Source organism: Pseudomonas sp. PDM02 (genome assembly GCF_014852285.1).
In the GTDB taxonomy this organism is placed as follows: Bacteria; Pseudomonadota; Gammaproteobacteria; order Pseudomonadales; family Pseudomonadaceae; genus Aquipseudomonas; species Aquipseudomonas migulae.
This window is the reverse complement of sequence record NZ_JACVBL010000005.1, coordinates 310,403-332,707: the sequence shown is the minus strand read 5'-3', so window position 1 is coordinate 332,707 and position 22,305 is coordinate 310,403. Positions and strand designations below refer to the sequence as shown.

The following is a 22,305-nucleotide window of genomic DNA, read 5'->3' as shown; positions in this document are numbered from 1 at the left end:
ACGCCGCGGCCTGACTGAGCGACCGCAGTGACTCTTTCGCGGGCAAGCCTCGCTCCTACAGGGTTTCGCGTTGGTTAGACGGCGGCGTTATAGAACTGCTCGCTGCTCTTCTGCTCCACCAGCGCCTGTTCGATGGCGGCCTGATGCACCTCGTCGGCGTGCTCTTCGCGCGCTTCCGGCAGGATGCCGAGGCGCGAGAACAGTTGCATGTCCTTGTCGGCCTGCGGGTTGGCGGTGGTCAGCAGTTTGTCGCCGTAGAAAATCGAGTTCGCGCCGGCGAAGAACGCCAGGGCCTGCATCTGCTCGTTCATCGCTTCACGGCCGGCGGACAGGCGCACGTGGGACTTCGGCATCAGGATGCGCGCCACGGCGAGCATGCGGATGAAGTCGAACGGGTCGATGTCTTCGGCGTTTTCCAGTGGCGTACCGGCGACTTTCACCAGCATGTTGATCGGTACCGATTCCGGATGCTCCGGCAGGTTGGCCAGCTGGATCAGCAGGTTGGCGCGGTCATCAAGGGACTCGCCCATGCCGAGGATGCCGCCGGAGCAGATCTTCATCCCCGAATCACGCACGTAGGCCAGGGTTTGCAGGCGCTCGCTGTAGGTGCGGGTGGTGATGATGCTGGTGTAGAAATCCGGCGAAGTGTCGAGGTTGTGGTTGTAGTAATCGAGGCCGGCCTTGGCCAGCGCTTCGGTCTGCTCCTGGTCCAGACGACCGAGGGTCATGCAGGTTTCCAGGCCCATGGCCTTCACGCCTTCGACCATCTTCAGCACGTAGGGCATGTCTTTGGCCGACGGGTGTTTCCACGCCGCGCCCATGCAGAAACGGGTCGAACCGATGGCCTTGGCGCGAGCGGCCTCTTCGAGGACCTTCTGCACTTCCATCAGTTTTTCTTTTTCCAGGCCGGTGTTGTAGTGACCGGACTGCGGACAATATTTGCAATCTTCCGGGCAGGCGCCGGTCTTGATCGAGAGCAGCGTGGAAACCTGGACGCGGTTGGCGTCGAAATGCGCGCGGTGCACGGTCTGCGCCTGAAACAGCAGGTCATTGAATGGCTGAACGAAGAGTGCTTTGACTTCGGCCAAAGACCAGTCATGACGCAGGGTTGCAGAGGTGCTGGCGCTCATGGGCGTTTCCTTTGTTTTATGCTGGGCAAGCGGTCGGGGGACGGAATACCCACAGACGCGACACGGATGTTCGGCATATTTAAGGAAGAGCGATGCGCTGTCAACCACGATACGAAAGGCCGGTTTACATCTGGTTAAAAAACAATCAACTCTGTTTACTCTGCGACGAGACAGCCGAAGAAGCCACGCCGATCTGCATGGCCTGCGAAACCGAGCTGCCCTGGCTCGGCGATCACTGCCAGACCTGCGCCCTGCCGTTACCCGCGGCGGGCCTGACGTGCGGCCAGTGCTTGCAGCAACCGCCGCCTTTCGAGCAAGTCATTGCCCCGTGGACCTATGGTTTTCCGGTCGACAGCCTGATCACCCGATTCAAGCACAACGCGAAGTGGCCGTATGGTCGCCTACTCGCCGAACTTCTTGCTCAATACCTGCAACATCGCTTCGATGAAGGGTTGGAACGGCCAGATGCGTTGGTCCCCGTTCCGCTCGCCGCTAAACGTCTGCGCCAACGGGGTTTCAACCAGGCCGCGATGCTGGCCCGCTGGTTGAGCGCCAGCCTGGATATCCCCTGTGACGAACAGCTGCTCAAACGGATTCAGGACACCAGCGCGCAACAGGAGCTGAAGGCCGATGCGCGCAGGAAGAACCTGCGTAATGCTTTCGCGCTGATGCCCGGAGCACTGATCAAGGGCCGTCACCTGGCGCTGGTTGACGACGTACTGACCACCGGCGCCACGGCCCAGGCATTGGCTCGACTGTTAATGGACGCCGGTGCCGCGCGAGTCGACGTCTACTGCCTGGCCCGTACCCCAAAACCCGGCGACACCGCCTGACCCTGTGGGAGCGGGCTTGCTCGCGAAGACGGACTGTCATTCAACAGAGATGTCGACTGAACGGACGCTTTCGCGAGCAAGCCCGCTCCCACAAGGAACGTGGCCCGACTTGACTCCCGGGCTTCCAGCCGCCAACGTCCTCACCATCATCACCCGCCAAAGCGTCTCGCCATGTCCTTGCCTACGTTGTTGTCCCAGCACATTGTCCGTCGCCCGCAGCGCATCGCCTTGCTGCAACACATCGCCGAACAGGGCTCGATCACTCGCGCCGCGAAAAGCGCGGGCCTGAGTTACAAAGCTGCATGGGATGCCATCGACGAGCTGAACAACCTCGCGCAGAAACCGCTGGTGGAGCGCAGCGTCGGCGGCAAGGGCGGCGGTGGCGCCAAGCTGTCCAGCGAAGGCGAGCGCGTTTTGCGTCTGTATCAAAAGCTGCAAACGTTGCAGGCGCAGGTGTTGGAGGCCGCCGAAGACGCCAGCGACCTCAACCTGCTCGGCCGCCTGATGCTCAGAACCAGCGCGCGCAATCAATTGCACGGCAAAGTCGTGGAAATCGAAGCTCAGGGACGCAACGACCTGATCCGCCTGGAACTGGCTGAAGGCTTGATCCTCGTGGCGCAGATCACTCACGACAGCACCCTGCGCCTGGAACTGCAAATCGGCACCGAAGTCGTTGCCCTGATCAAGGCCGGCTGGCTCGACCTGTTGGGTATCGATGACGAGGCAACGCCTGGACACAATTGCCTGACCGGCACCCTTGAAGAAATCCTCGACGCCGAAGACGGCCCGAGTGAAGTGCGCATCGGCCTGCCCAATGGCCAGACGCTGTGCGCGCTGGCCGAACCGCTGCACTTGCGAACCCACGCTCTGGCCACCGGCAAAGCGCTGCGGGTGCAATTTTCCCCCTCCAATGTGCTGCTCGGTACACCGCTCTGAAACACAAGCGTCATTAACGCGCTTTAAGGTGACTGCAAAAACCAGCAGGGAGCCTGATGTGAGCCTATTAGAAGACAACCAATCCACTGACCTCGAGCAAATGGTCGGCCTCAGCCGTCGTGGTTTCATCAGCGCGGGCGCCCTGTGCGGTGCCGCGATGTTCCTCGGCGGCAACCTGCTGAGCCGCAGCGTGCTCGCGGCCAGTGTCAGCGCAGGCACCAGCAAACTGTTGGGTTTCGACAGCATTCCCGCCGCCACCAGCGACGCAATCACCCTGCCACCGGGCTACAAGTCTTCGGTGCTGATCAGCTGGGGCCAGCCGCTGCAAAAGAACGGTCCGGCATTTGATCCAAGCGGGAACGGCAGCGCCGAGCAACAGGAAGTCCAGTTCGGCGACAACAACGACGGCATGAGCCTGTTCGAATTTCCGGGTGAGAAAGACCGGGCGCTGATGGCGATCAACAACGAATACACCAACTACCGCTACCTCTACCCGCACGGCGGCATGCCGCAATCGGCCGAAGAAGTGCGCAAGGCGCTGGCTTGCGAAGGCGTGTCGGTGATCGAGGTGCAGCGCAAGAACGGCCAATGGCAATTCGTTCAGGGCTCGCGCTACAACCGCCGCATTCACGGCAACGCACCGATCAGCCTCAGCGGCCCGGCCGCCGGCCACGCGCTGGTGAAAACCAGCGCCGACCCGCACGGCAAGAACGTGCTCGGCACCTTCCAGAACTGCGCCAACGGCAAGACGCCGTGGGGCACCTACCTGACCTGTGAAGAGAACTTCACCGACTGTTTCGGCAGCAGCAACGCCGAGCAGAAATTCGACGCGGCGCAGAAACGCTACGGTGCAGTGGCGACCAGTAAAGAGATCAACTGGCATCAACACGACGAGCGCTTCGACCTGGCGAAGAACCCCAACGAACTTAACCGTCATGGCTGGGTGGTGGAAATCGACCCGTTCGATCCGACATCGACACCGGTCAAGCGCACCGCGCTGGGCCGCTTCAAACATGAAAACGCGGCCCTGGCCGAAACCCATGACGGCCACGCCGTGGTGTACATGGGCGACGACGAACGCGGCGAGTTCATCTACAAGTTCGTCAGCCGCGACAAGATCAACCACAAGAACCCGAAAGCCAACCGCGACCTGCTGGACCACGGCACCTTGTACGTAGCGCGTTTCGACGCGGGCGACGGCAATGCCGATCACCCGAAAGGCCAGGGCGAGTGGATCGAGTTGACCCACGGCAAAAACGGCATCGACGCCAGCAGCGGTTTTGCCGATCAGGCCGAAGTGCTGATTCATGCACGCCTCGCCGCCACGGTGGTGAAAGCCACGCGCATGGACCGTCCGGAATGGATCGTCGTCAGCCCCAAGGACGGCCAGGTCTATTGCACGCTGACCAACAACGCCAAGCGCGGTGAAGACGGTCAGCCGGTGGGCGGGCCGAACCCGCGCGAGAAGAACGTCTACGGGCAGATTCTGCGCTGGCGCACCGACCGTGATGATCACGGCTCGAAAAGCTTTGCCTGGGATCTGTTTGTGGTCGCCGGCAATCCGGGTGTCCATGCCGGCACGCCGAAGGGTGGTTCGTCGAACATCACGCCGCAGAACATGTTCAACAGCCCCGACGGTCTGGGTTTCGACAAGGCCGGACGGTTGTGGATCCTGACCGATGGCGATTCGAGCAACGCCGGTGATTTTGCCGGCATGGGCAACAACCAGATGCTCTGTGCCGACCCGGTGACCGGTGAGATCCGCCGCTTCATGGTCGGGCCGGTGGGTTGCGAGGTGACGGGGATCAGCTTCTCTCCGGACCAGAAGACGCTGTTTGTCGGGATTCAGCATCCGGGTGAAAACGGTGGCTCGACGTTCCCTGAGCATTTGCCGAACGGCAAGCCGCGGTCTTCGGTGATGGCGATTTCCCGCGAAGACGGCGGGATCGTCGGCGCCTGATCGGGCCTCTTCGCGGGCAAGCCTCGCTCCTACAGGGAAATGCATTCCAAATGTAGGAGCGAGGCTTGCCCGCGAAGGCGTCAGCCCAAACAACACTCATCTCAACCCCAACCACTAAAGACAGCCCGTCTGCGCTACCATGCTTGGCCGGACGCGGCAGCCTGCTGCGCGCAGGAGTCAGCATGGCCCACCCGTTTGCAACCCTCACCCCAGACCTCGTGCTCGATGCCGTCGAAAGCATCGGCTTTCTCAGCGACGCGCGCGTTCTGGCGCTCAACAGCTACGAGAACCGTGTCTATCAGGTCGGCATCGAAGACTCCGAACCGCTGATCGCCAAGTTCTACCGCCCGCAGCGCTGGACCAACGAAGCGATTCTCGAAGAACACCAGTTCACCTTCGAACTCGCCGAGTGCGACGTGCCCGTGGTGGCGCCAATGATTCACAACGGTGCCAGCCTGCACGAACACAACGGTTTCCGTTTCACCCTGTTCCCCCGCCGTGGTGGCCGCGCACCGGAGCCGGGCAATCTCGATCAGCTGTATCGGCTGGGCCAACTGCTCGGTCGCCTGCACGCCGTCGGCTCGACCAAACCGTTCGAACACCGTGAAGCCCTGGGCGTGAAGAACTTCGGTCATGCCTCGCTGACAACCTTGCTCGAAGGCAATTTCATCCCCAAAAGCCTGCTGCCGGCCTACGAATCTGTCGCCCGCGACCTGCTCAAGCGTGTGGAAGAGGTCTACAACGCCACGCCGCACCAGAACATCCGCATGCACGGCGATTGCCACCCCGGCAACATGATGTGCCGCGACGAGATGTTCCACATCGTCGACCTGGACGACTGCCGCATGGGCCCGGCGGTGCAGGACATCTGGATGATGCTCGCCGGTGACCGTCAGGAATGTCTGGGGCAGTTGTCGGAATTGATGGACGGCTACAACGAGTTTCACGATTTCGACCCGCGGGAACTGGCGCTGATCGAACCACTGCGCGCGCTGCGCCTGATGCATTACAGCGCGTGGCTGGCACGCCGCTGGGATGACCCGGCGTTCCCGCACAGTTTTCCGTGGTTCGGGACGGAGCGGTATTGGGGTGATCAGGTGTTGGCGTTGCGCGAGCAACTCGCCGCCCTCAACGAAGAACCCCTGAAACTGTTCTAACCCCTGTAGGAGCGAGGCTTGCCCGCGAAGAACGATAACGCGGTTAGCCAGATACACCGCGTAATCGTTCTTCGCGGGCAAGCCTCGCTCCTACAAAAAAAAACACATGTCTATACAATCCTCTCTTTGTTAGCTGCCTAAGCAAGGATTCTGCATGCAAGCCGCCAACCCCCGTCGCGGGTACATCCTGGGCCTGAGTGCCTACATCATCTGGGGACTTTTCCCGCTCTACTTCAAGGCCATTGCCAACGTGCCCGCCGTGGAGATCATCATCCATCGCGTGCTCTGGTCGGCGCTGTTCGGCGCGTTGCTGCTGATGGTGTGGAAGCATCCAGGCTGGTGGCGCGAGTTGCGTGACAACCCGAAACGGCTGGCGATCCTGGCCTTGAGCGGCACGCTGATCGCGGCCAACTGGCTGACGTACGTCTGGTCGGTGAACAACGGGCGCATGCTTGAGGCCAGTCTCGGTTACTACATCAACCCGCTGGTGAACGTGTTGCTGGGGATGTTGATCCTCGGCGAACGGTTGCGGCGTATGCAGTGGATCGCCGTGGGACTGGCGGCGGTCGGCGTCGCGCAACAGGTGTGGCAAGTCGGCAGTTTGCCGTGGGTGTCGCTGGTGCTGGCGTTGACGTTCGGCTTCTACGGATTGATACGCAAGCAGGCGCCGGTCAAGGCGCTACCGGGCCTGGTGGTGGAAACCTGGATGCTGGTGCCGATTGCCATCGCCTGGCTGCTGTTCAATCAGACGGCTGTCAGCGCCCAACCCGAATTCTGGACCACGTCCGAAGCCTGGTGGCTGGTCGCCGCGGGTCCGGTAACGCTGGTGCCGCTGGTGTGTTTCAACGCCGCCGCACGGCATTTGCCCTACACGACACTCGGATTTCTCCAGTACCTGGCGCCGACATTGGTGCTGTTGCAAGCCGTGCTGCTGTTTGGCGAGCATCTGTCGTCCAGCACATTGGTCGCCTTCATCTTTATCTGGGCAGGCCTGGCGGTTTACAGCATCGATGCGTGGATAAGTCTGCGCCGCCGCAGCTGATCAAAAATCGTACAAACCTCTGCAGGCCACGCTTCTCGTGGCCTGCATCGATCCTTCCCAAGGTTATCCACAGCGTGATCCCCGGCGTTTGTGCGCAACTTGTTGAAACTGATGGTTTTTTGATCAGATCTTGAAGAAGCCCGGCCGGCGTGGGCTGGCGGGCTGTCTCTACAGGTTATCCACAGGCAGGTGCACGTATAACTTGGATAACCCTGTCAGGGGTCGCTGCGCAATACCAACTCCACCATCAAATCGTCCGCCAGGGTTTCCAGGCGCGACTGCAACACGTCCAGCGACAAGGTCAGCGGCACCGCAAGAATCGCTTCGGCGTGGAACAACGGCTCGCTGCTCATAGGCGCCGGACGCACTTCCGTCACCAGCCGCTCCAGGTTGACCCCTTGCTCACTCAACAAACGCGTGATGTCGCGCACGATCCCCGGACGATCATTGCCGACCAGTTCCATGGCAATCGGTTTCCAGGTGCAGGATTGTTCGATGCCGCTTTCGGCGATCAGCACGCGAATGCCATGGACGGACAACGCCTGTAAGGCATCGACCAATTCGTCGTAGGCCTCGGCCGGCACGCCCACCCGAAGAATCCCGGCAAACTGCCCGGCCATGCGTGACATGCGGCTTTCCAGCCAGTTGCCGCCGTGCTCGGCAATGCACTGGGCGATGCGCTCGACCTGCCCAGGTTTGTCCGGTGCGAAAACAGTGAGTACGAGGTGGTCCATGGCGCAGCCCTCTTTTGTTGTAGAAAGAGAAGTATAGGCAAGGGATGTTGCTGCGCTGAATCGGCCGACGCCTTCGCGGGCAAGCCTCGCTCCTACAAGACCTGCGCCATCCCTGTAGGAGCGAGGCTTGCCCGCGAATGGATCACCACCGATGAACCTGCCAAAAAACAAATCGTGTACAACTTCTTATATTTAACTGGAACAATCTCATACTTTTTTGAGAACATCCCTATCCCCGACGTGACTGCAATGCGTCACGGGGTCGCAGAACGACGTAATTAGTCTAATTTTCACAACCGCAATTCATCATGTAGTATGCCGCAGCGCGCACTACATAACGTTGGATCGATGTCTGCCACAGGCGCGGTCGCAGCCCTGAAAGCCCTATCAGCAAGGCCTCAACGCCGTTGATCGGTTCCATCCCAGCCGCCCGAAATGGCATGTACTGGTGGAAGGGGTTTGTGGTTTAAATAGCCAGAGGCTTCATTGTTAATTTGAAGAGCTGAAAAGCGAAATAGCTGAGCAGAGTGAGGCAAGCAATGACTGAACACGTTCAAGTCGGTGGCCTGCAGGTCGCCAAAGTCCTGTTCGACTTCGTGAACAACGAAGCCATTCCCGGAACCGGCCTCACCGCCGATAAATTCTGGGCCGGTGCCGACAAGGTCATTCACGACCTGGCGCCGAAGAACAAAGCCCTACTCGCCAAACGCGATGATTTCCAGGCTCGTATCGACGGCTGGCACCAATCCCGTGCCGGTCAGGCGCACGACGCCGTGGCTTATAAGGCCTTCTTGCAAGACATCGGTTATCTGCTGCCAGAAGCGGCCGATTTCCAGGCAACGACGCAAAACGTCGATGACGAAATCGCCCGCATGGCCGGCCCGCAGCTCGTGGTGCCGGTGATGAATGCGCGTTTCGCGCTCAATGCTTCGAACGCCCGCTGGGGTTCGTTGTATGACGCGCTCTATGGCACCGACGCCATCAGCGAAGCTGACGGCGCGGAAAAAGGCAAAGGCTACAACAAGGTTCGCGGCGACAAGGTGATCGCCTTCGCCCGCGCCTTCCTCGACGAAGCGGCGCCATTGGCTGCCGGCTCCCACGTCGACTCCATCGGCTACAAGATCGTTGACGGCAAACTGGTGGTCGCCCTTAAAGGCGGCAGCAACAGCGGCCTGCGCAACGACGCTCAGTTGATCGGTTTCCACGGCGATGCCGCTGCACCGACCGCGATCCTGCTGAAAAACAACGGCCTGCATTTCGAAATCCAGGTCGATGCCAGCACTCCGGTCGGCCAGACCGACGCTGCCGGCGTCAAAGACATCCTGATGGAAGCCGCACTCACCACCATCATGGACTGCGAAGACTCCGTCGCCGCTGTCGATGCCGATGACAAAGTGGTGATCTACCGCAACTGGCTCGGCCTGATGAAGGGCGACCTGTCGGAAGAAGTCTCCAAGGGTGGCAAAACCTTTACCCGCACCATGAACGCCGACCGCACCTACACCGGCGTTGATGGCAAGGAACTGAGCCTGCACGGTCGTTCGCTGTTGTTCGTGCGCAACGTCGGTCACCTGATGACCATCGACGCGATCCTCGATAAAGACGGCAACGAAGTGCCGGAAGGCATTCTCGACGGTCTGGTGACCTGCCTGGCGGCGATCCACAGCCTCAACGGCAACAGCTCGCGCAAGAACAGCCGCACCGGTTCGGTCTACATCGTGAAGCCGAAGATGCACGGTCCGGAAGAAGCTGCGTTCACCAACGAGCTGTTCGGTCGCATCGAAGACGTGCTCGGCTTGCCGCGCAACACCCTGAAAGTCGGGATCATGGACGAGGAGCGCCGCACCACGGTCAACCTCAAGGCCTGCATCAAGGCCGCCAGCGAGCGCGTGGTGTTCATCAACACCGGTTTCCTCGACCGTACGGGCGATGAAATCCACACCTCCATGGAAGCCGGCCCGATGGTGCGCAAGGCCGACATGAAGGCCGAGAAGTGGATCGGCGCCTACGAGAACTGGAACGTCGATATCGGTTTGAGCACCGGCCTGCAAGGTCGCGCGCAAATCGGTAAAGGTATGTGGGCGATGCCCGACCTGATGGCGGCGATGCTTGAACAGAAAATCGCTCACCCATTGGCCGGTGCCAACACCGCTTGGGTGCCATCGCCAACGGCTGCCGCGCTCCACGCGCTGCACTACCACAAGGTCGACGTGTTCGCCCGTCAGGCCGAACTGGCCAAACGTGCACGCGCTTCGGTGGATGACATCCTGACCATCCCGCTGGCGGTCAACCCGCAGTGGACCGCGGAACAGATCAAGAACGAACTGGACAACAACGCCCAGGGCATTCTCGGTTACGTGGTGCGCTGGATCGACCAGGGTGTTGGTTGCTCGAAAGTGCCGGACATCAATGACATCGGCCTGATGGAAGACCGTGCCACGCTGCGTATCTCCAGCCAGCACATCGCCAACTGGTTGCGTCATGGCATCGTCACCGAAGCGCAAGTGATGGAAAGCCTCAAGCGCATGGCGCCGGTGGTTGACCGTCAGAACGCCAACGACGCGCTGTACCGTCCGCTGGCACCGAACTTCGACAGCAACATCGCCTTCCAGGCGGCGGTCGAACTGGTGGTTGAAGGCACCAAACAGCCGAACGGCTACACCGAGCCGGTTCTGCACCGTCGTCGTCGCGAGTTCAAGGCTGCCAATGGCCTGTAACTGAGCGTTTGCGCTGGACAAAAAAAGGCCCTGATTTTCGGATCAGGGCCTTTTTTGTTTGCTTGAGATCAGTGGTGCTGCCTTCGCGGGCAAGCCTCGCTCCTACAGGGTTTACGTTGTTCGTGAGTAACGCACTATCCTGTAGGAGCGAGGCTTGCCCGCGAAGGCGATCAAATGGGCAACAGATAGCCTGGATCAGGGCGCCATCCCGAGTTCATGCTTGACCAACCCCAGCAACTTGCCGGTATCGATCGGTTTAAGCAAAAAATCCACCACGCTCAAATGCATGGCGGCAATCGCGTCCTTCACGTCGGCATCGCCGGAAACGATGATGATCGGCATCGCCGCGCGGACCGATTCGCGCACCTGGCGGATCAAATCCAGGCCATCCATATGCCCCATCCGCAGATCAGTAATCACCAGGCCTATCGAGGGTTTCTCCGCCAGCATCTTGAGCGCGGTTTCACCGCTGGCTGCGGTCATGCAACGAATACCATCCAGACCAAGAATCTCCGACAACAGCTCGCGCGCATCTTTATCGTCATCGACGATCAGCACCCGTTGCGGCGGCAAGTCGGGTTCCAGCATGACGGCACTCAGCGCCTCGCGCTCGGCGTCACTCAAAATATCGTGGTCGGACATGGTTTTCTCTAAGTTTCCAATATCATTCCCTAGCACAGTGGTGAGACATCGCTAAGCGGGCCGTCAATGTGCACTTCGTCGGATTTATTTCCTATAGGGGGAAGGATAGGTTCTTCCCAAGATTGTGTAAGGCATTTCCGAAATTTCATCGCCGCAAGGCCCGACCTAGACTTACGTCCAATGGGCACCCTGCGCGCAGGGGCCGACCATGACTGAGTCACCCGACAACAACAATTCATAAAAGACTGCGGTAATGGTTATGAGTAAAGCGGACGCCTTCACACAGGCAGGGAAAACCGCGGTATTGCAGAACATCCAGGGCACTTTGCAATTCCTTCAGCGCTTCCCGCCCTTCAATCAAATGGAACACGCTCACCTGGCGTACCTGGTTGAACAATGTCAGCTACGTTTTTATGCCCCCGGCGAGAGCATCATCAAGCCCGCCGATGGCCCGGTTGAGCATTTCTACGTCGTCAAACAGGGCCGGGTCGTGGGTGAACGTCCCCACACGGCCAAGGGCGGCACGGAAACCACCTTCGAAATCACCACCGGCGAATGTTTCCCCCTCGCCGCGCTGCTGGGTGAGCGTGCGACACGCACCGAACATCTGGCCGCCGAAGACACCTTTTGCCTACAGCTGAACAAGCTGGCGTTCATCAAACTGTTCGCACTTTCCAACGCGTTTCGCGACTTTGCCCTACGCGGCGTGAGCAGTTTGCTGGACCAGGTCAACCAGCAAGTCCAGCAAAAAGCCGTGGAAACCCTCGGCACCCAATACTCGCTGAATACCCGTCTGGGCGAACTGGCCATGCGTCACCCGGTGACGTGCAGCCCGACCACGCCGCTGCGGGAAGCGGTCACCCTGATGCACGAGCAGCAGGTCGGCAGCATTGTGGTGGTCGATGAACACAAGGCGCCGTTGGGTATTTTCACCCTGCGCGACCTGCGCCACGTGGTGGCCGAAGGCATCAACGACTTCAACGAATCCATCGAACGGCACATGACCCAGGCGCCGTTTTTCCTGACGCCGGACCACAGCGCCTTCGATGCCGCGATTGCCATGACCGAGCGGCACATCGCCCACGTCTGCCTGGTCAAGGACCAGCGTCTGTGTGGCGTGGTCTCGGAGCGCGACCTGTTTTCCCTGCAACGGGTCGACCTGGTGCATCTGGCGCGAACCATCCGCAGCGCCCAACGCGTGGAAAACCTGGTGGCGCTGCGCGGCGAGATCGGTCAATTGGTCGAGCGCATGCTGGCCCACGGTGCGTCCTCGACCCAGATCACCCACATCATCACCCTGCTCAACGATCACACCGTGTGCCGGGTGATCGAACTGACCCTCGCCGAGAAAGGCGACCCGGGCGTGCCGTTCAGTTGGTTGTGTTTCGGCAGCGAAGGCCGCCGCGAGCAGACGCTGCACACTGACCAGGACAACGGCATTCTGTTCGAAGCGCGGGACGCCGCGCACGCTGCCGAGATTCGCGGCAAGTTGCTGCCCATCGCTCAGCAGATCAACCAGAGCCTGGCGCTCTGCGGTTTTACCCTGTGCAAAGGCAACATCATGGCCGGCAACCCCGAGCTGTGTTTGTCCCGGGCCGAATGGGCGCGGCGTTTTGCGGCGTTTATTCGCGAGGCGACGCCGGAAAACCTGCTGGGTTCGAGCATCTATTTCGACCTGCGCGTGGTCTGGGGCGACGAGCAAAGCTGCGAGCAGTTGCGTCGGGGGATTCTCGATCAGGTTGCCGACAACCGATTGTTCCAGCGAATGATGGCCGAGAACGCCCTGCGCAACCGTCCACCCGTAGGGCGTTTCCGCGAGTTTGTGCTGGCGCGCAAGAATGGTGAGAAAGCCACGCTGGACCTGAAAGTCCAGGGCCTGACCCCGTTTGTCTACGGCGCCCGACTGTTGGCCTTGGCCCATGGCATCGAGGCGAACAATACGCTGGAGCGCTTTCGCCAGTTGGTCGATAAAGAAGTCATTGATCGACAGGACGGTGCGGCGTACGAAGAGGCGTATCACTTCATTCAGCAAACCCGCATGCAGCAACATCAGCTACAGACCCGGGAGAATTTGCCCTACTCCAACCGGGTCGATCCCGACAGCCTCAATCATCTGGACCGACGCATCCTGCGTGAATCCCTGCGCCAGGCCCAACGCCTGCAAAGCAGCCTGACCCTGCGGTATCAGCTATGAGCCTGTTTTCATGGCTGCGCCCGGCAGGGCCGATGCTGTCCGGGGACTTGCAGCAACGTCTGCAACGTCTGCAACGTCTGCAACGTTTGCCGGCGCGGGCCGAGCTCAGAGAATGCAGCCTGCGCGAGCAGCGCTGGGTGGTGCTGGATCTGGAAACCACGGGGTTGAACCTGAACAAGGATCGGGTGTTGTCCATCGGTGCCGTGGTGATTGAGGACGGGGCGATCGACTTCAGTCAGCAGTTCGAACGCACCCTGCAATGCGCGGACATGAAAGTGGCGCCGAGCGTGTTGATTCACGGTTTGGGCCCGAGCGCGATTGCCGCCGGCAGCGATCCGGCGCAGGCGTTGGTCGAGTTCATGGAGTTTGTCGGCGACAGCCCGGTGCTGGCGTTTCATGCGCCGTTTGATCAGCACATGCTCGGCCGCGCACTGAAAGATCATCTGGGCTACAAGTTGCAGCATCCGTTTCTGGATGTGGCGGATATCGCCCCCCTGCTCTGCCCTCAGGCGCACATTCGCGAGGCGGGGCTGGATGAGTGGATCGACTGGTTCAAGCTCGAGGTGTTCGAACGCCACAACGCCAGTGCCGATGCGCTGGCGACCGCCGAACTGGCGCTGATCCTGTTCAGCCGCGCGCGGCAGCAGCAGATTCATAGCCCGTTGAATCTGCAACAGCGGTTGAGTCAGTGGAAGCGCAGGCAGCGGGTGCCTTCGTTCTGAATTCGCGGCGTCTGATCTGGCGCCTTCGCGGGCAAGCCTCGCTCCTACAGGGTTTACGTTGTTCGTGAGCAACGCACCATCCTGTAGGAGCGAGGCTTGCCCGCGAAGAACGATGACACGGTCCAACTGCCCCCCCATCAAAACCACCTGACCAGTGGCCAATTGCTTACCTCCCCCGCCTCTGCCACAATCGCGAACAATTCTCGTTAGTTAACACTTCCCAATCGGTGATGCTGCGTGTCGTCAGTCCAAAGCCCCCACAGTGAGCTCGTCGGTGCGTTATATCGCGACCACCGCAGTTGGCTATTGGCCTGGCTTCGACGCAATGTCGCCTGCCCGCAACGGGCCGAAGACCTGAGTCAGGACACCTTCGTGCGCTTGCTGGGCCGTGATCAACTGAACGAACCTCGCGAACCGCGGGCGTTTCTGGTGGCGATTGCCAAGGGCCTGCTGTTCGACTATTTCCGCCGCGCTGCGCTGGAACAGGCTTACCTCACCGAACTGATGCTGATCCCTGAAGGCGAGCAACCGTCGGTGGAAGAACAGCAAATGATCCTCGAAGACCTGAAAAACATCGACCGCCTGCTCGGCAAGCTGTCGAGCAAGGCGCGGGCGGCGTTTCTCTACAACCGTCTGGACGGCCTCGGTCACGCGGAAATCGCCCAGCGCCTGGGCGTGTCGGTGCCGCGGGTGCGTCAGTACCTGGCTCAGGGCATTCGTCAGTGCTACATCGCACTGTACGGTGAGCCGGTGTGAACCCGGTCAGTTCCAAACCAGTCTCGGCACAGGTGCTGGACGCCGCGATTGCCTGGCAATTGTCGCTGGATTCCGGCACCCCGGTGGAGCGCGAAGAGTTTGCCAAATGGCACGCCGCCCACGAAGAGCACGCCCGCGCCTGGCGCCAGTTGGGCATGCTCGACCAGCGTTTCAGCGTGGCCAGCGGCCCAGCCCGCACTGCGTTGCTGCAATCGCGCGAAAGCATTCGCCGACGGGTGCGCAAACTCGGCAGCGGCGTGGCCAGCATCGTTGCGGTGCTTGGCCTGGCGCTGTTTGCCGGTGATCGTTATCTGCCGGTCGACTATTGGCTGGCGGATCAGCGCACCGCCACCGGCGAGCAACGCACCCTGCGCCTGAGCGACGGCACGCTGATCAACCTCAACACTCACAGCGCCGTGGATGTGCGTTTTGATGAGACGCAGCGCCGGGTGATTCTTCAGGAAGGGGAAATCCTCGTCGAAACCGGCCATGGCGACGCCCGGCCGTTTATCGTCGAAACCCGCGAAGGCAGCATGCGCGCACTGGGCACGCGGTTCCTGGTCAAGCGCGAGGAAGAAGGCACGCGCCTGAGCGTGTTGCAGTCCGCCGTGGCCGCCCACCCTGAGTCGAGCACTGAAGAACAGATCCTGCACGAAGGCCAGCAAGTGCTGATGCGCAACAATGGCCTGGGGCCGATCATCGCGCTCAACCTCGGTGCCGACGCCTGGACCCGCGGCATGCTGGTGGTGGACAACGCACGGCTGGAAGACCTGGTTCACGAGCTCGGTCGTTATCGGCGTGGGCATCTGGGCGTAGCGCCCGAGATCGCCGACCTGCGCATCACCGGCAGTTTCCCGTTGCACGACACCGACCTGGCGCTGAGCGCACTGTTGCCGACGCTGCCGGTGCAGATCGAACAGCACACACCGTGGTGGGTGACGGTGGCGAAGGCTGATGCCAAGCCCTGAGAAAGTTGTCGTCTGAGCGGACGCCTTCGCGGGCAAGCCTCGCTCCTACAGGGTTTTGTGTCGAACGGTAATTCTGTGTATGACACAAAACCCTGTAGGAGCGAGGCTTGCCCGCGAAGAGGCCATCAGCCTCACCAAAATTGCTGAATCGAAATTATTTTCATCCAGCCCTATCACTTTTTGATTCTCGTCCGGCACCTAGGCAATTGAGAAGTATTCCCTTTCAGGAGCCGTTGCATGTCCCGTTCGCTAAACACCTTGTTGCGCCCCAGTTTGCTGGCGGTCGCCATTGCCCTTTGCGCCCCTCTGGCCAGTAGCCAACTGATCGCCGCCGAACAAGCGTCCAGCGTTCGTGCCTACAACCTGCCGGCCGCGCCATTGGCCACAACGTTGAACCAGATCGCCAGCCAGTCGGGCCTGGCGCTGTCGCTGAATCCGTCGCTGGCGGCGGGCAAGACGTCGGCACCGGTCAATGGCCAGTTCGACGCGGTTGGCGCCTTGCAGGCGGCTTTGCGTGGCACCGGTCTGCAACTGGAACAGAGCAGCACTGGCACCTACAGCCTGGTGGCCATGCCTGAGGGCGTGGTGGCCCTGCCGGAAACCAGCGTGATCGGCGTAGAAAACACTGAAAACGCCTGGGGCCCGGTAGACGGTTACGTCGCCACTCGCACAGCTGCCGGCACCAAGACCGATACGCCGATTGTCGAAGCACCACGCTCGATGTCGGTGATCACCCGCGCCCAGATGGAAGATCGCGGCGTACAGAATCTCGATGACGCCGTGCGTTACATGCCAGGCGTGATCGCCAGCAGCTATGGCAGCGACTCCCGCGCCGACTGGCTGCGCGTACGCGGCTTCGAGCCAACCCAGTTCCTCGACGGCCTGCCGTTGCCAAAAGGTTCCTACGCCAACCCAAAGGCTGAAACCTGGAACCTGGAACGCATCACGCTCCTGCGCGGCCCGGCCTCTTCGGTATACGGCCAGACGCCACCGGGCGGCATGCTCGACATGGTCAGCCGCCGTCCCGATGCCATCGCCAGCCACGAAGTGCGGGCCGAAGTCGGCAGCAACAATCGCAAGCAAATCAGCTTCGACAGCACCGGAAAAATCGATGACGAGGGTCAGTTCCTGTACCGCGTCGACGGTGTGGTGCGTGACAGCGGCATGCCGGTCGACCACATTGATGACAAGCGCTACAACCTCGCACCGAGCCTGACCTGGAACATCGATGACGATACACACCTGACCTTCCTCTCGCAGTTCACCCGCGACGATACCGGGGTCAGCGGTCAGTTCCTGCCTCTGCAAGGCACCAAACTGGCTTCTCCGGCCGGGGCGAAAATTTCGCACCATAAAAACCTTGGCGATCCGGACTCCGATTACTACGACCGCACCTATTACGCACTGGGTTACGCCTTCGACCATCGCCTGAACGATGTCTGGCAGTTCAAGCAAAACCTGCGTTACACCAAAAGCGACCTGTCGTTCCAGCAAGCCTATGCGTCGTTCGGTGACGTCGTGGCGGCGGATGGCACGCTGCGCCGTCTGGTCGATCAGGTTGATGAGGACATCAGCCAGTTCGCCGTGGACAACAACTTCCAGGCCGACTTCCAGACCGGCGCGCTGAGCCATGTCGTGCTGTTGGGCCTGGACCACCAGCGGACCAACACCAATTACAAATGGCTGGAAGGCAACGCGCCCGACAGCAATGTGATCAAGCCAATCCGTGGTGCGGACTTCTCCAACGTCGCGTACAACACCTTTTACGACTACAACCAGAAAACCAACCAGACCGGCCTCTACGCCCAGGACCAGATCTCCCTGGACAAATGGCGCCTGACCCTCGGCGGCCGCGAAGACTGGATTCACAGCTCGACGCAGTTCAATAACCAGGGCGATGCCACCAACACCCAGCGCGACAAGGCTTTCAGCGGTAACGCAGGCCTGAGTTACGTGTTCGACTCCGGGATCACGCCGTACATCTCCTACACCGAGTCGTTCCAGCCTTCGATGGGCGCCGATGCCAGTTCGACCAAGTCGTTCAAACCCACCGAAGGCAAGCAGACCGAAGTCGGCGTGAAGTACCAGCCACCGGGCAGCCGCACCTTGCTGACCGCCGCCGCGTTCGACCTTCGCCAGCAGAACGTGTCGGTGTCGCAGAACAACGTCACCAGCCAGATCGGTGAATTGAAAGTGCGCGGTATCGAGCTGGAAGCCGTCTCCGATGTCACCGACAACCTGAAACTGGTGGGCTCCTACACCTACACCGATACCGAGATCCTCAAGGGCGACGACAAGGGCAACCGGATGAAACTGGTCCCGCGCAATCAGGCCTCCCTGTGGTCCGATTACACGTGGCACACCGGTGTGCTCGACGGTTTTGGCGTGGGCGCGGGCGTGCGTTATGTCGGCGATACCTACGGCAACACGGCCAACACCAACAATGGTCACGTGGGTTCGTACACCGTGTACGACGCCGCTGTGCATTACGACCTGAGCCGCATCAACCCGGTACTGGCGGGCGTTTCGGTTGACGTCACCGCGAAGAACCTCTTCAACAAGGACTACCTGTCGACCTGTGATGGCACCTGGTGCTACTACGGCGACGAGCGCAATGTCGTGGCGGCAGTCAACTACAAGTGGTAATCCGCTGAACGGTTTACAGCCACACAAGGGTCACGGTACAGCCGTGGCCCTTTTGCATTTGGATGGGTCATGAAAAGCAAAACCATTCGCCGCTGGTCCTTCGTCCACACCTGGACCAGCCTGATCTGCACGGTCTTCCTGCTGATGCTGGCACTGACTGGCCTGCCGTTGATCTTCCACCACGAAATCGACCACTTGCTGGGCGATGCCGCCGAGTTGCAGCAACTGCCGGCCGACACCCCGCAGCTGAATCTGCAGCAGTTGGTGCAGGCCGCCCAAAAACATCGCCCCGGCGAGGTCATGCAGTATTTCGGCTTCGACGAAGACGAACCGAACGCCGCCATCGCGATCATGGCGGCCACAGCCGGCACCGAACCGAATTCGTCGCACACGTTCATGCTCGACGCCCGCACCGGTGAAGCGCTGGAGATGCCATCGGCCAACGGCGGCTTCATGATGGTCATGCTGCGCCTGCACGTGGACATGTTCGCCGGCCTGCCGGGCAAGCTGCTGCTGGCGTTCATGGGGATTCTGTTTGTAGTGGCTATCGTGTCCGGGACGGTGCTGTACCTGCCGTTCATGCGCCGGTTGAAATTCGCCACCGTACGCCAGGACAAATCCACGCGCCTGCGCTGGCTCGACCTGCATAACCTGATCGGCGTCGTCACTCTGACCTGGGCGCTGGTGGTCGGCGTCACCGGCGTCATCAGTGCCTGCGCCGACCTGCTGATCGCCGCGTGGCGCAATGACAGCCTGAGCGCGATGGTCGCACCGTATCGCGATGCGCCGGCGCTGACGCAACTCGCGCCTGCGACCCGCTTGCTCGACATCGCCAAAGAAGTCGCGCCCGGTATGCAGCCAGACTTCATCGCCTTCCCCGGCACGCGGTTTTCCAGTGAGCACCATTACGCGGTGTTCATGAAGGGCAGCACGCACCTGACCTCGCATCTGCTGACACCGGTGCTGATCGACGCCAGCACCCTGCAAGTCACCGCCGTGGCCGAACGGCCGTGGTACATGGACGCCATGGGCATGTCGCAGCCGTTGCACTTCGGCGACTACGGCGGCATGCCGATGAAAATCCTCTGGGCGACCCTCGATGTGCTGACCATCATCGTGCTCGGCAGCGGGGTTTACCTGTGGGTGGTGCGGCGCAAAGCGGCAAGGCCCGTGCTGGAACCAGTGGAGGCCAACGCATGAAGCCGCGGCAGTCGAATTTCTGGAAGGTCTTCTCCACGCCCATTGTCATTGCGCTGCTTAGCGCTGCCGGGTTGTTCGCCGCGTTACTGGGTGATGGCGTGTGGGATGGTTTGAGCTGGCTCGGCTTGGGCATTCCCGCAATCCTGGCCCTGCGCGGCCTCCTGCAACGCCGATAACAACACCAAACCTGTAGGAGCGAAGCTTGCTCGCGAAGGGATCGCCTCGATCTGACTGAAGAACCGAGGCGATCCCTTCGCGAGCAAGCTTCGCTCCTACAAGTTACGTGATCCACGCGCTATGCTCCCGACACTGCAAACCGACCGAGATGCTGCCATGTCCGCACCGAGCATGACCCTCTACCACAACCCGTTGTCGCCCTTCGTTCGCAAAGTCATGGTGCTGCTGCACGAGACCGGTCAGCAAGACCGCGTCGCACTGCAAAACTGTGTGCTGACCCCGGTCGCCCCGGACCTGCCCCTGATCGATGACAACCCGCTGAGCAAAATCCCGGCCCTGCGCCTGGCCGACGGCAACGTCATCCATGACAGCCGGGTGATTCTCGACTACCTCGACCACCAACACGTCGGCAACCCGCTGATTCCCCGCGAAGGCTCGGCCCGCTGGCGTCGCCTGACCCTGGCCTCCCTGGCCGACGGGATCATGGACGCTGCGGTGCTGGTGCGTTACGAAGTCGCTCTGCGCGCCCCGGAAAAACACTGGGACGAATGGCTCGATGGCCAGCGCGACAAGATCCGCCGCGCCTTGGCGCTGCTGGAAAAAGACGCGATTGCCGAGCTGACCAGCCATTTCGATGTGGCAGCGATCAGTGTGGCGTGTGCGTTGGGTTACGTGGATTTGCGCCATCCGGACCTGGGATGGCGCGAGGTGAATCCGAAGCTGGCGGACTGGTATTTTGAAGTGAGCCAGCGACCTTCGATGGTGGCGACGATGCCGAAGGGCTAGATTTTCGCTGACTGTTCCGGCCTCTTCGCGAGCAAGCCCGCTCCCACATTTTGATCTGTGGTGTATATAAATTCTGTGCACACTGGAGATCCACTGTGGGAGCGGGCTTGCTCGCGAATGCACCACACCGGATCTACCGGAAACAACCCAAAAATCAGCGTCGCCAAAACTTCCCCTTCCCGCTGATCCTCACGCAACCCCAACGACCGGCTCATTCCACCACCCCGATATCGAACTCCAGCGGCTTGGCCGCCTTCTGTCCGATCCCGTACCAGTCCAGTTTGCGGGTCAGCACCATGAACACACCCAGCAACCCGAACAGCAGCAACGACCCCATCAACAGCGCGTAATCCTCGGCGCTCAACAAGCCATAGAGCAGGCCATACAACGCCGCCAATCCTGCCGAAAAACTCAAGCCGTGGTGCACGCTGCGCAGCACGTGGCAGACATAGAAACCGATCAACAACACGCAGCCGCTGGCCGACAACAGATACGCCAGGGCAAAACCGATGTGCTCGGACAACGACAGCAACAGCAGATAAAAGAACGCCAGCGCCACGCCCACCAACGCGTATTGCACCGGGTGCACCGCCAGGCTCTTCAATACTTCGAAGAGGAAGAAACCGGCGAAGGTCAGGACGATGAACAGCAGTGCGTATTTGATCGCCCGGTCGCTTTTCAGGTACTGGTCCACCGGGTCGATGAAGCTCACGCCGAAGCTGCGGCCGCTGAACGCGTCACAGTCGCCGCCGGACACGCAACTGCTCAGCGCTTCTTGCAGGTTGGTGGAGAAAAACGAGGTCTGCCAATTCGCGGTAAAACCCTGGTCGGAGACTTCGCGCTGGGTCGGCAGGTAGTTGCCGATGAAGCTCGGATGCGGCCAGTTGGCGGCCAGCGAGACTTTGCTGGTCTTGCCCACCGGGAGAACCTGCAACTGGCCGGTGCCTTGCAAACGCAGGTCAAAACCGAAGACCAGCTCCGTGGCCTGACGTGGGTCAAGCGCTGGCAGCGTCACGTGCACACCTTCGCCCAACCAGCCCACCTGACTGCCGGGGATGAAGTCCAGGCGCTGGTCATTGAGTTCCAGTTTCAATGCATTCTCGATGCCGCGAATGTCGCTGATCCCGACAGCGAGAAATGGCTGATCGAACTGGTAGTCGGCGAAATCTTCCTTGATGCCCAGTTGCGCCGGCACCGAGAAGTGTCCGCTGATGCGGTTGTCGGCGTGGAACAGCCGTGCCTCGTAGATGCCCCGGGAACGCAGCTCGGTCTGAACCTGCCCGTCGAGTTCGAAACGCTCCGGCAGGAAGTACAAACGGCCGCGCTCTTCGCCAATGTCCTGGTAACGTTCGTTGGTTTTTTCGTTGAGCTTCCAGGTGCGCACCACTTTGCGATAAGGCACCACCATCAACGGCCCGCTCAGGCGCTGGCTGTAGCTGGAACTGCGCGCAATGTCTTCGAGCACACCGTCGCGCAGTTCCTGGCGCTCCTGGATCACGCCGTTGATCATCAGCAACGGGATCAGCAACAACAGAATCAGCAGGGCAATGGCCCCGAGTTTTATGGTCAGATTTCGGTTCATGGGACTCTCCCTGTTTGGATGGGGAGAGTCTGGGATGGGTGTGTGGGGGTTTTGTGGGGGAAGTATGGAGATTATGTGGAGACTGGGCCGGCCCCATCGCCGGCAAGCCGGTCTCGTTCCCAC

18 protein-coding genes are annotated in these 22,305 nt (G+C 60.8%); 14 read left to right on the top strand and 4 right to left on the bottom strand.

All coding sequences use genetic code 11. The features are described 5' to 3' along the window. Positions 1-74: 74 nt before the first annotated feature. Positions 75-1,130 (bottom strand): biotin synthase BioB, encoded by a 1,056-nt coding sequence (gene bioB / locus IB245_RS11610; RefSeq protein ID WP_008024223.1) that lies wholly within the window; start codon positions 1,128-1,130, stop codon positions 75-77. Between the two features lie 92 nt (positions 1,131-1,222). On the opposite strand from bioB, the gene IB245_RS11605 reads away from it, so the two are divergent. The 5 genes from IB245_RS11605 to rarD all read left to right on the top strand — a co-directional run bounded on the left by IB245_RS11605 (position 1,223) and on the right by rarD (position 7,058). After that, positions 1,223-1,963: a ComF family protein gene (locus IB245_RS11605; protein ID WP_192227615.1), complete on the top strand. Its 741-nt coding sequence runs from the start codon at positions 1,223-1,225 to the stop codon at positions 1,961-1,963. A 171-nt stretch (positions 1,964-2,134) separates the two neighbouring features. Then, positions 2,135-2,899 carry a TOBE domain-containing protein gene (locus IB245_RS11600; RefSeq protein WP_192227614.1) on the top strand — a complete coding sequence of 255 codons (765 nt, stop codon included), beginning with the start codon at positions 2,135-2,137 and terminating at the stop codon, positions 2,897-2,899. A 58-nt stretch (positions 2,900-2,957) separates the two neighbouring features. Continuing rightward, complete coding sequence (locus tag IB245_RS11595; protein WP_192227613.1) at positions 2,958-4,859, top strand: PhoX family protein; 1,902 nt, start codon at positions 2,958-2,960, stop codon at positions 4,857-4,859. 182 nt (positions 4,860-5,041) lie between these two features. Continuing rightward, complete coding sequence (locus IB245_RS11590; RefSeq protein WP_008034976.1) at positions 5,042-6,016, top strand: serine/threonine protein kinase; 975 nt, start codon at positions 5,042-5,044, stop codon at positions 6,014-6,016. A gap of 154 nt (positions 6,017-6,170) precedes the next feature. Next, the gene (gene rarD / locus IB245_RS11585; protein ID WP_192227612.1) at positions 6,171-7,058 is read left to right on the top strand and encodes an EamA family transporter RarD; all 888 of its coding nucleotides are present in this window, start codon (positions 6,171-6,173) and stop codon (positions 7,056-7,058) included. 215 nt (positions 7,059-7,273) lie between these two features. Here rarD and IB245_RS11580 read toward each other — a convergent pair whose 3' ends face one another. Then, a complete protein-coding gene (locus IB245_RS11580) occupies positions 7,274-7,792 on the bottom strand; it encodes a glycine cleavage system protein R (protein ID WP_008045141.1) in 519 nt (172 codons plus the stop codon). Between the two features lie 539 nt (positions 7,793-8,331). Here IB245_RS11580 and IB245_RS11575 point away from each other — a divergent pair. Further along, complete coding sequence (locus tag IB245_RS11575) at positions 8,332-10,509, top strand: malate synthase G (protein ID WP_192227611.1); 2,178 nt, start codon at positions 8,332-8,334, stop codon at positions 10,507-10,509. A 195-nt stretch (positions 10,510-10,704) separates the two neighbouring features. On the opposite strand, the gene IB245_RS11570 is transcribed toward IB245_RS11575, so the two are convergent. Beyond that, entirely contained in the window at positions 10,705-11,151 is a 447-nt protein-coding gene (locus IB245_RS11570; protein WP_192227610.1) for a response regulator, read from the bottom strand. A gap of 253 nt (positions 11,152-11,404) precedes the next feature. Here IB245_RS11570 and IB245_RS11565 point away from each other — a divergent pair, with 253 nt between their 5' ends. The 8 genes from IB245_RS11565 (at position 11,405) to IB245_RS11530 (ending at position 20,600) form a co-directional block, all read left to right on the top strand. Continuing rightward, the gene (locus tag IB245_RS11565) at positions 11,405-13,345 is read left to right on the top strand and encodes a putative nucleotidyltransferase substrate binding domain-containing protein (protein WP_192227609.1); all 1,941 of its coding nucleotides are present in this window, start codon (positions 11,405-11,407) and stop codon (positions 13,343-13,345) included. Then, a complete protein-coding gene (locus tag IB245_RS11560; RefSeq protein WP_192227608.1) occupies positions 13,342-14,067 on the top strand; it encodes a PolC-type DNA polymerase III in 726 nt (241 codons plus the stop codon). The genes IB245_RS11565 and IB245_RS11560 overlap by 4 nt, the downstream gene beginning before the upstream one ends. A gap of 237 nt (positions 14,068-14,304) precedes the next feature. Continuing rightward, positions 14,305-14,823 carry an RNA polymerase sigma factor gene (locus IB245_RS11555; protein ID WP_032829214.1) on the top strand — a complete coding sequence of 173 codons (519 nt, stop codon included), beginning with the start codon at positions 14,305-14,307 and terminating at the stop codon, positions 14,821-14,823. Next, positions 14,820-15,791, top strand: coding sequence for a FecR domain-containing protein (locus IB245_RS11550; protein ID WP_192227607.1), 972 nt, complete (start codon positions 14,820-14,822; stop codon positions 15,789-15,791). Before IB245_RS11555 ends, IB245_RS11550 begins: the two co-directional genes overlap by 4 nt. A gap of 237 nt (positions 15,792-16,028) precedes the next feature. After that, the gene (locus IB245_RS11545; RefSeq protein ID WP_192227606.1) at positions 16,029-18,437 is read left to right on the top strand and encodes a TonB-dependent siderophore receptor; all 2,409 of its coding nucleotides are present in this window, start codon (positions 16,029-16,031) and stop codon (positions 18,435-18,437) included. 69 nt (positions 18,438-18,506) lie between these two features. Further along, positions 18,507-19,637 carry a PepSY-associated TM helix domain-containing protein gene (locus IB245_RS11540; RefSeq protein WP_192227605.1) on the top strand — a complete coding sequence of 377 codons (1,131 nt, stop codon included), beginning with the start codon at positions 18,507-18,509 and terminating at the stop codon, positions 19,635-19,637. Then, complete coding sequence (locus IB245_RS11535; protein ID WP_192227604.1) at positions 19,634-19,813, top strand: hypothetical protein; 180 nt, start codon at positions 19,634-19,636, stop codon at positions 19,811-19,813. Before IB245_RS11540 ends, IB245_RS11535 begins: the two co-directional genes overlap by 4 nt. Positions 19,814-19,970: 157 nt before the next feature. Continuing rightward, complete coding sequence (locus IB245_RS11530; protein WP_008045154.1) at positions 19,971-20,600, top strand: glutathione S-transferase; 630 nt, start codon at positions 19,971-19,973, stop codon at positions 20,598-20,600. Between the two features lie 211 nt (positions 20,601-20,811). On the opposite strand, the gene creD is transcribed toward IB245_RS11530, so the two are convergent. Continuing rightward, positions 20,812-22,182, bottom strand: a complete 1,371-nt coding sequence (gene creD / locus IB245_RS11525; protein WP_192227603.1) for a cell envelope integrity protein CreD — start codon at positions 22,180-22,182, stop codon at positions 20,812-20,814. Between the last annotated feature and the right edge of the window lie 123 nt (positions 22,183-22,305).

What these genes read in the sequence shown, in the direction of transcription:
- bioB (WP_008024223.1), bottom strand. Translation starts at nt 1,130, where the DNA reads ATGAGCGCCAGCACCTCTGCAACCCTGCGTCATGACTGGTCTTTGGCC.
- IB245_RS11575 (WP_192227611.1), top strand. Translation starts at nt 8,332, where the DNA reads ATGACTGAACACGTTCAAGTCGGTGGCCTGCAGGTCGCCAAAGTCCTG.
- IB245_RS11580 (WP_008045141.1), bottom strand. Translation starts at nt 7,792, where the DNA reads ATGGACCACCTCGTACTCACTGTTTTCGCACCGGACAAACCTGGGCAG.
- IB245_RS11600 (WP_192227614.1), top strand. Translation starts at nt 2,135, where the DNA reads ATGTCCTTGCCTACGTTGTTGTCCCAGCACATTGTCCGTCGCCCGCAG.
- IB245_RS11540 (WP_192227605.1), top strand. Translation starts at nt 18,507, where the DNA reads ATGAAAAGCAAAACCATTCGCCGCTGGTCCTTCGTCCACACCTGGACC.
- IB245_RS11535 (WP_192227604.1), top strand. Translation starts at nt 19,634, where the DNA reads ATGAAGCCGCGGCAGTCGAATTTCTGGAAGGTCTTCTCCACGCCCATT.
- IB245_RS11570 (WP_192227610.1), bottom strand. Translation starts at nt 11,151, where the DNA reads ATGTCCGACCACGATATTTTGAGTGACGCCGAGCGCGAGGCGCTGAGT.
- IB245_RS11545 (WP_192227606.1), top strand. Translation starts at nt 16,029, where the DNA reads ATGTCCCGTTCGCTAAACACCTTGTTGCGCCCCAGTTTGCTGGCGGTC.
- IB245_RS11560 (WP_192227608.1), top strand. Translation starts at nt 13,342, where the DNA reads ATGAGCCTGTTTTCATGGCTGCGCCCGGCAGGGCCGATGCTGTCCGGG.
- IB245_RS11565 (WP_192227609.1), top strand. Translation starts at nt 11,405, where the DNA reads ATGGTTATGAGTAAAGCGGACGCCTTCACACAGGCAGGGAAAACCGCG.
- IB245_RS11605 (WP_192227615.1), top strand. Translation starts at nt 1,223, where the DNA reads ATGCGCTGTCAACCACGATACGAAAGGCCGGTTTACATCTGGTTAAAA.
- IB245_RS11530 (WP_008045154.1), top strand. Translation starts at nt 19,971, where the DNA reads ATGTCCGCACCGAGCATGACCCTCTACCACAACCCGTTGTCGCCCTTC.
- creD (WP_192227603.1), bottom strand. Translation starts at nt 22,182, where the DNA reads ATGAACCGAAATCTGACCATAAAACTCGGGGCCATTGCCCTGCTGATT.
- IB245_RS11590 (WP_008034976.1), top strand. Translation starts at nt 5,042, where the DNA reads ATGGCCCACCCGTTTGCAACCCTCACCCCAGACCTCGTGCTCGATGCC.
- rarD (WP_192227612.1), top strand. Translation starts at nt 6,171, where the DNA reads ATGCAAGCCGCCAACCCCCGTCGCGGGTACATCCTGGGCCTGAGTGCC.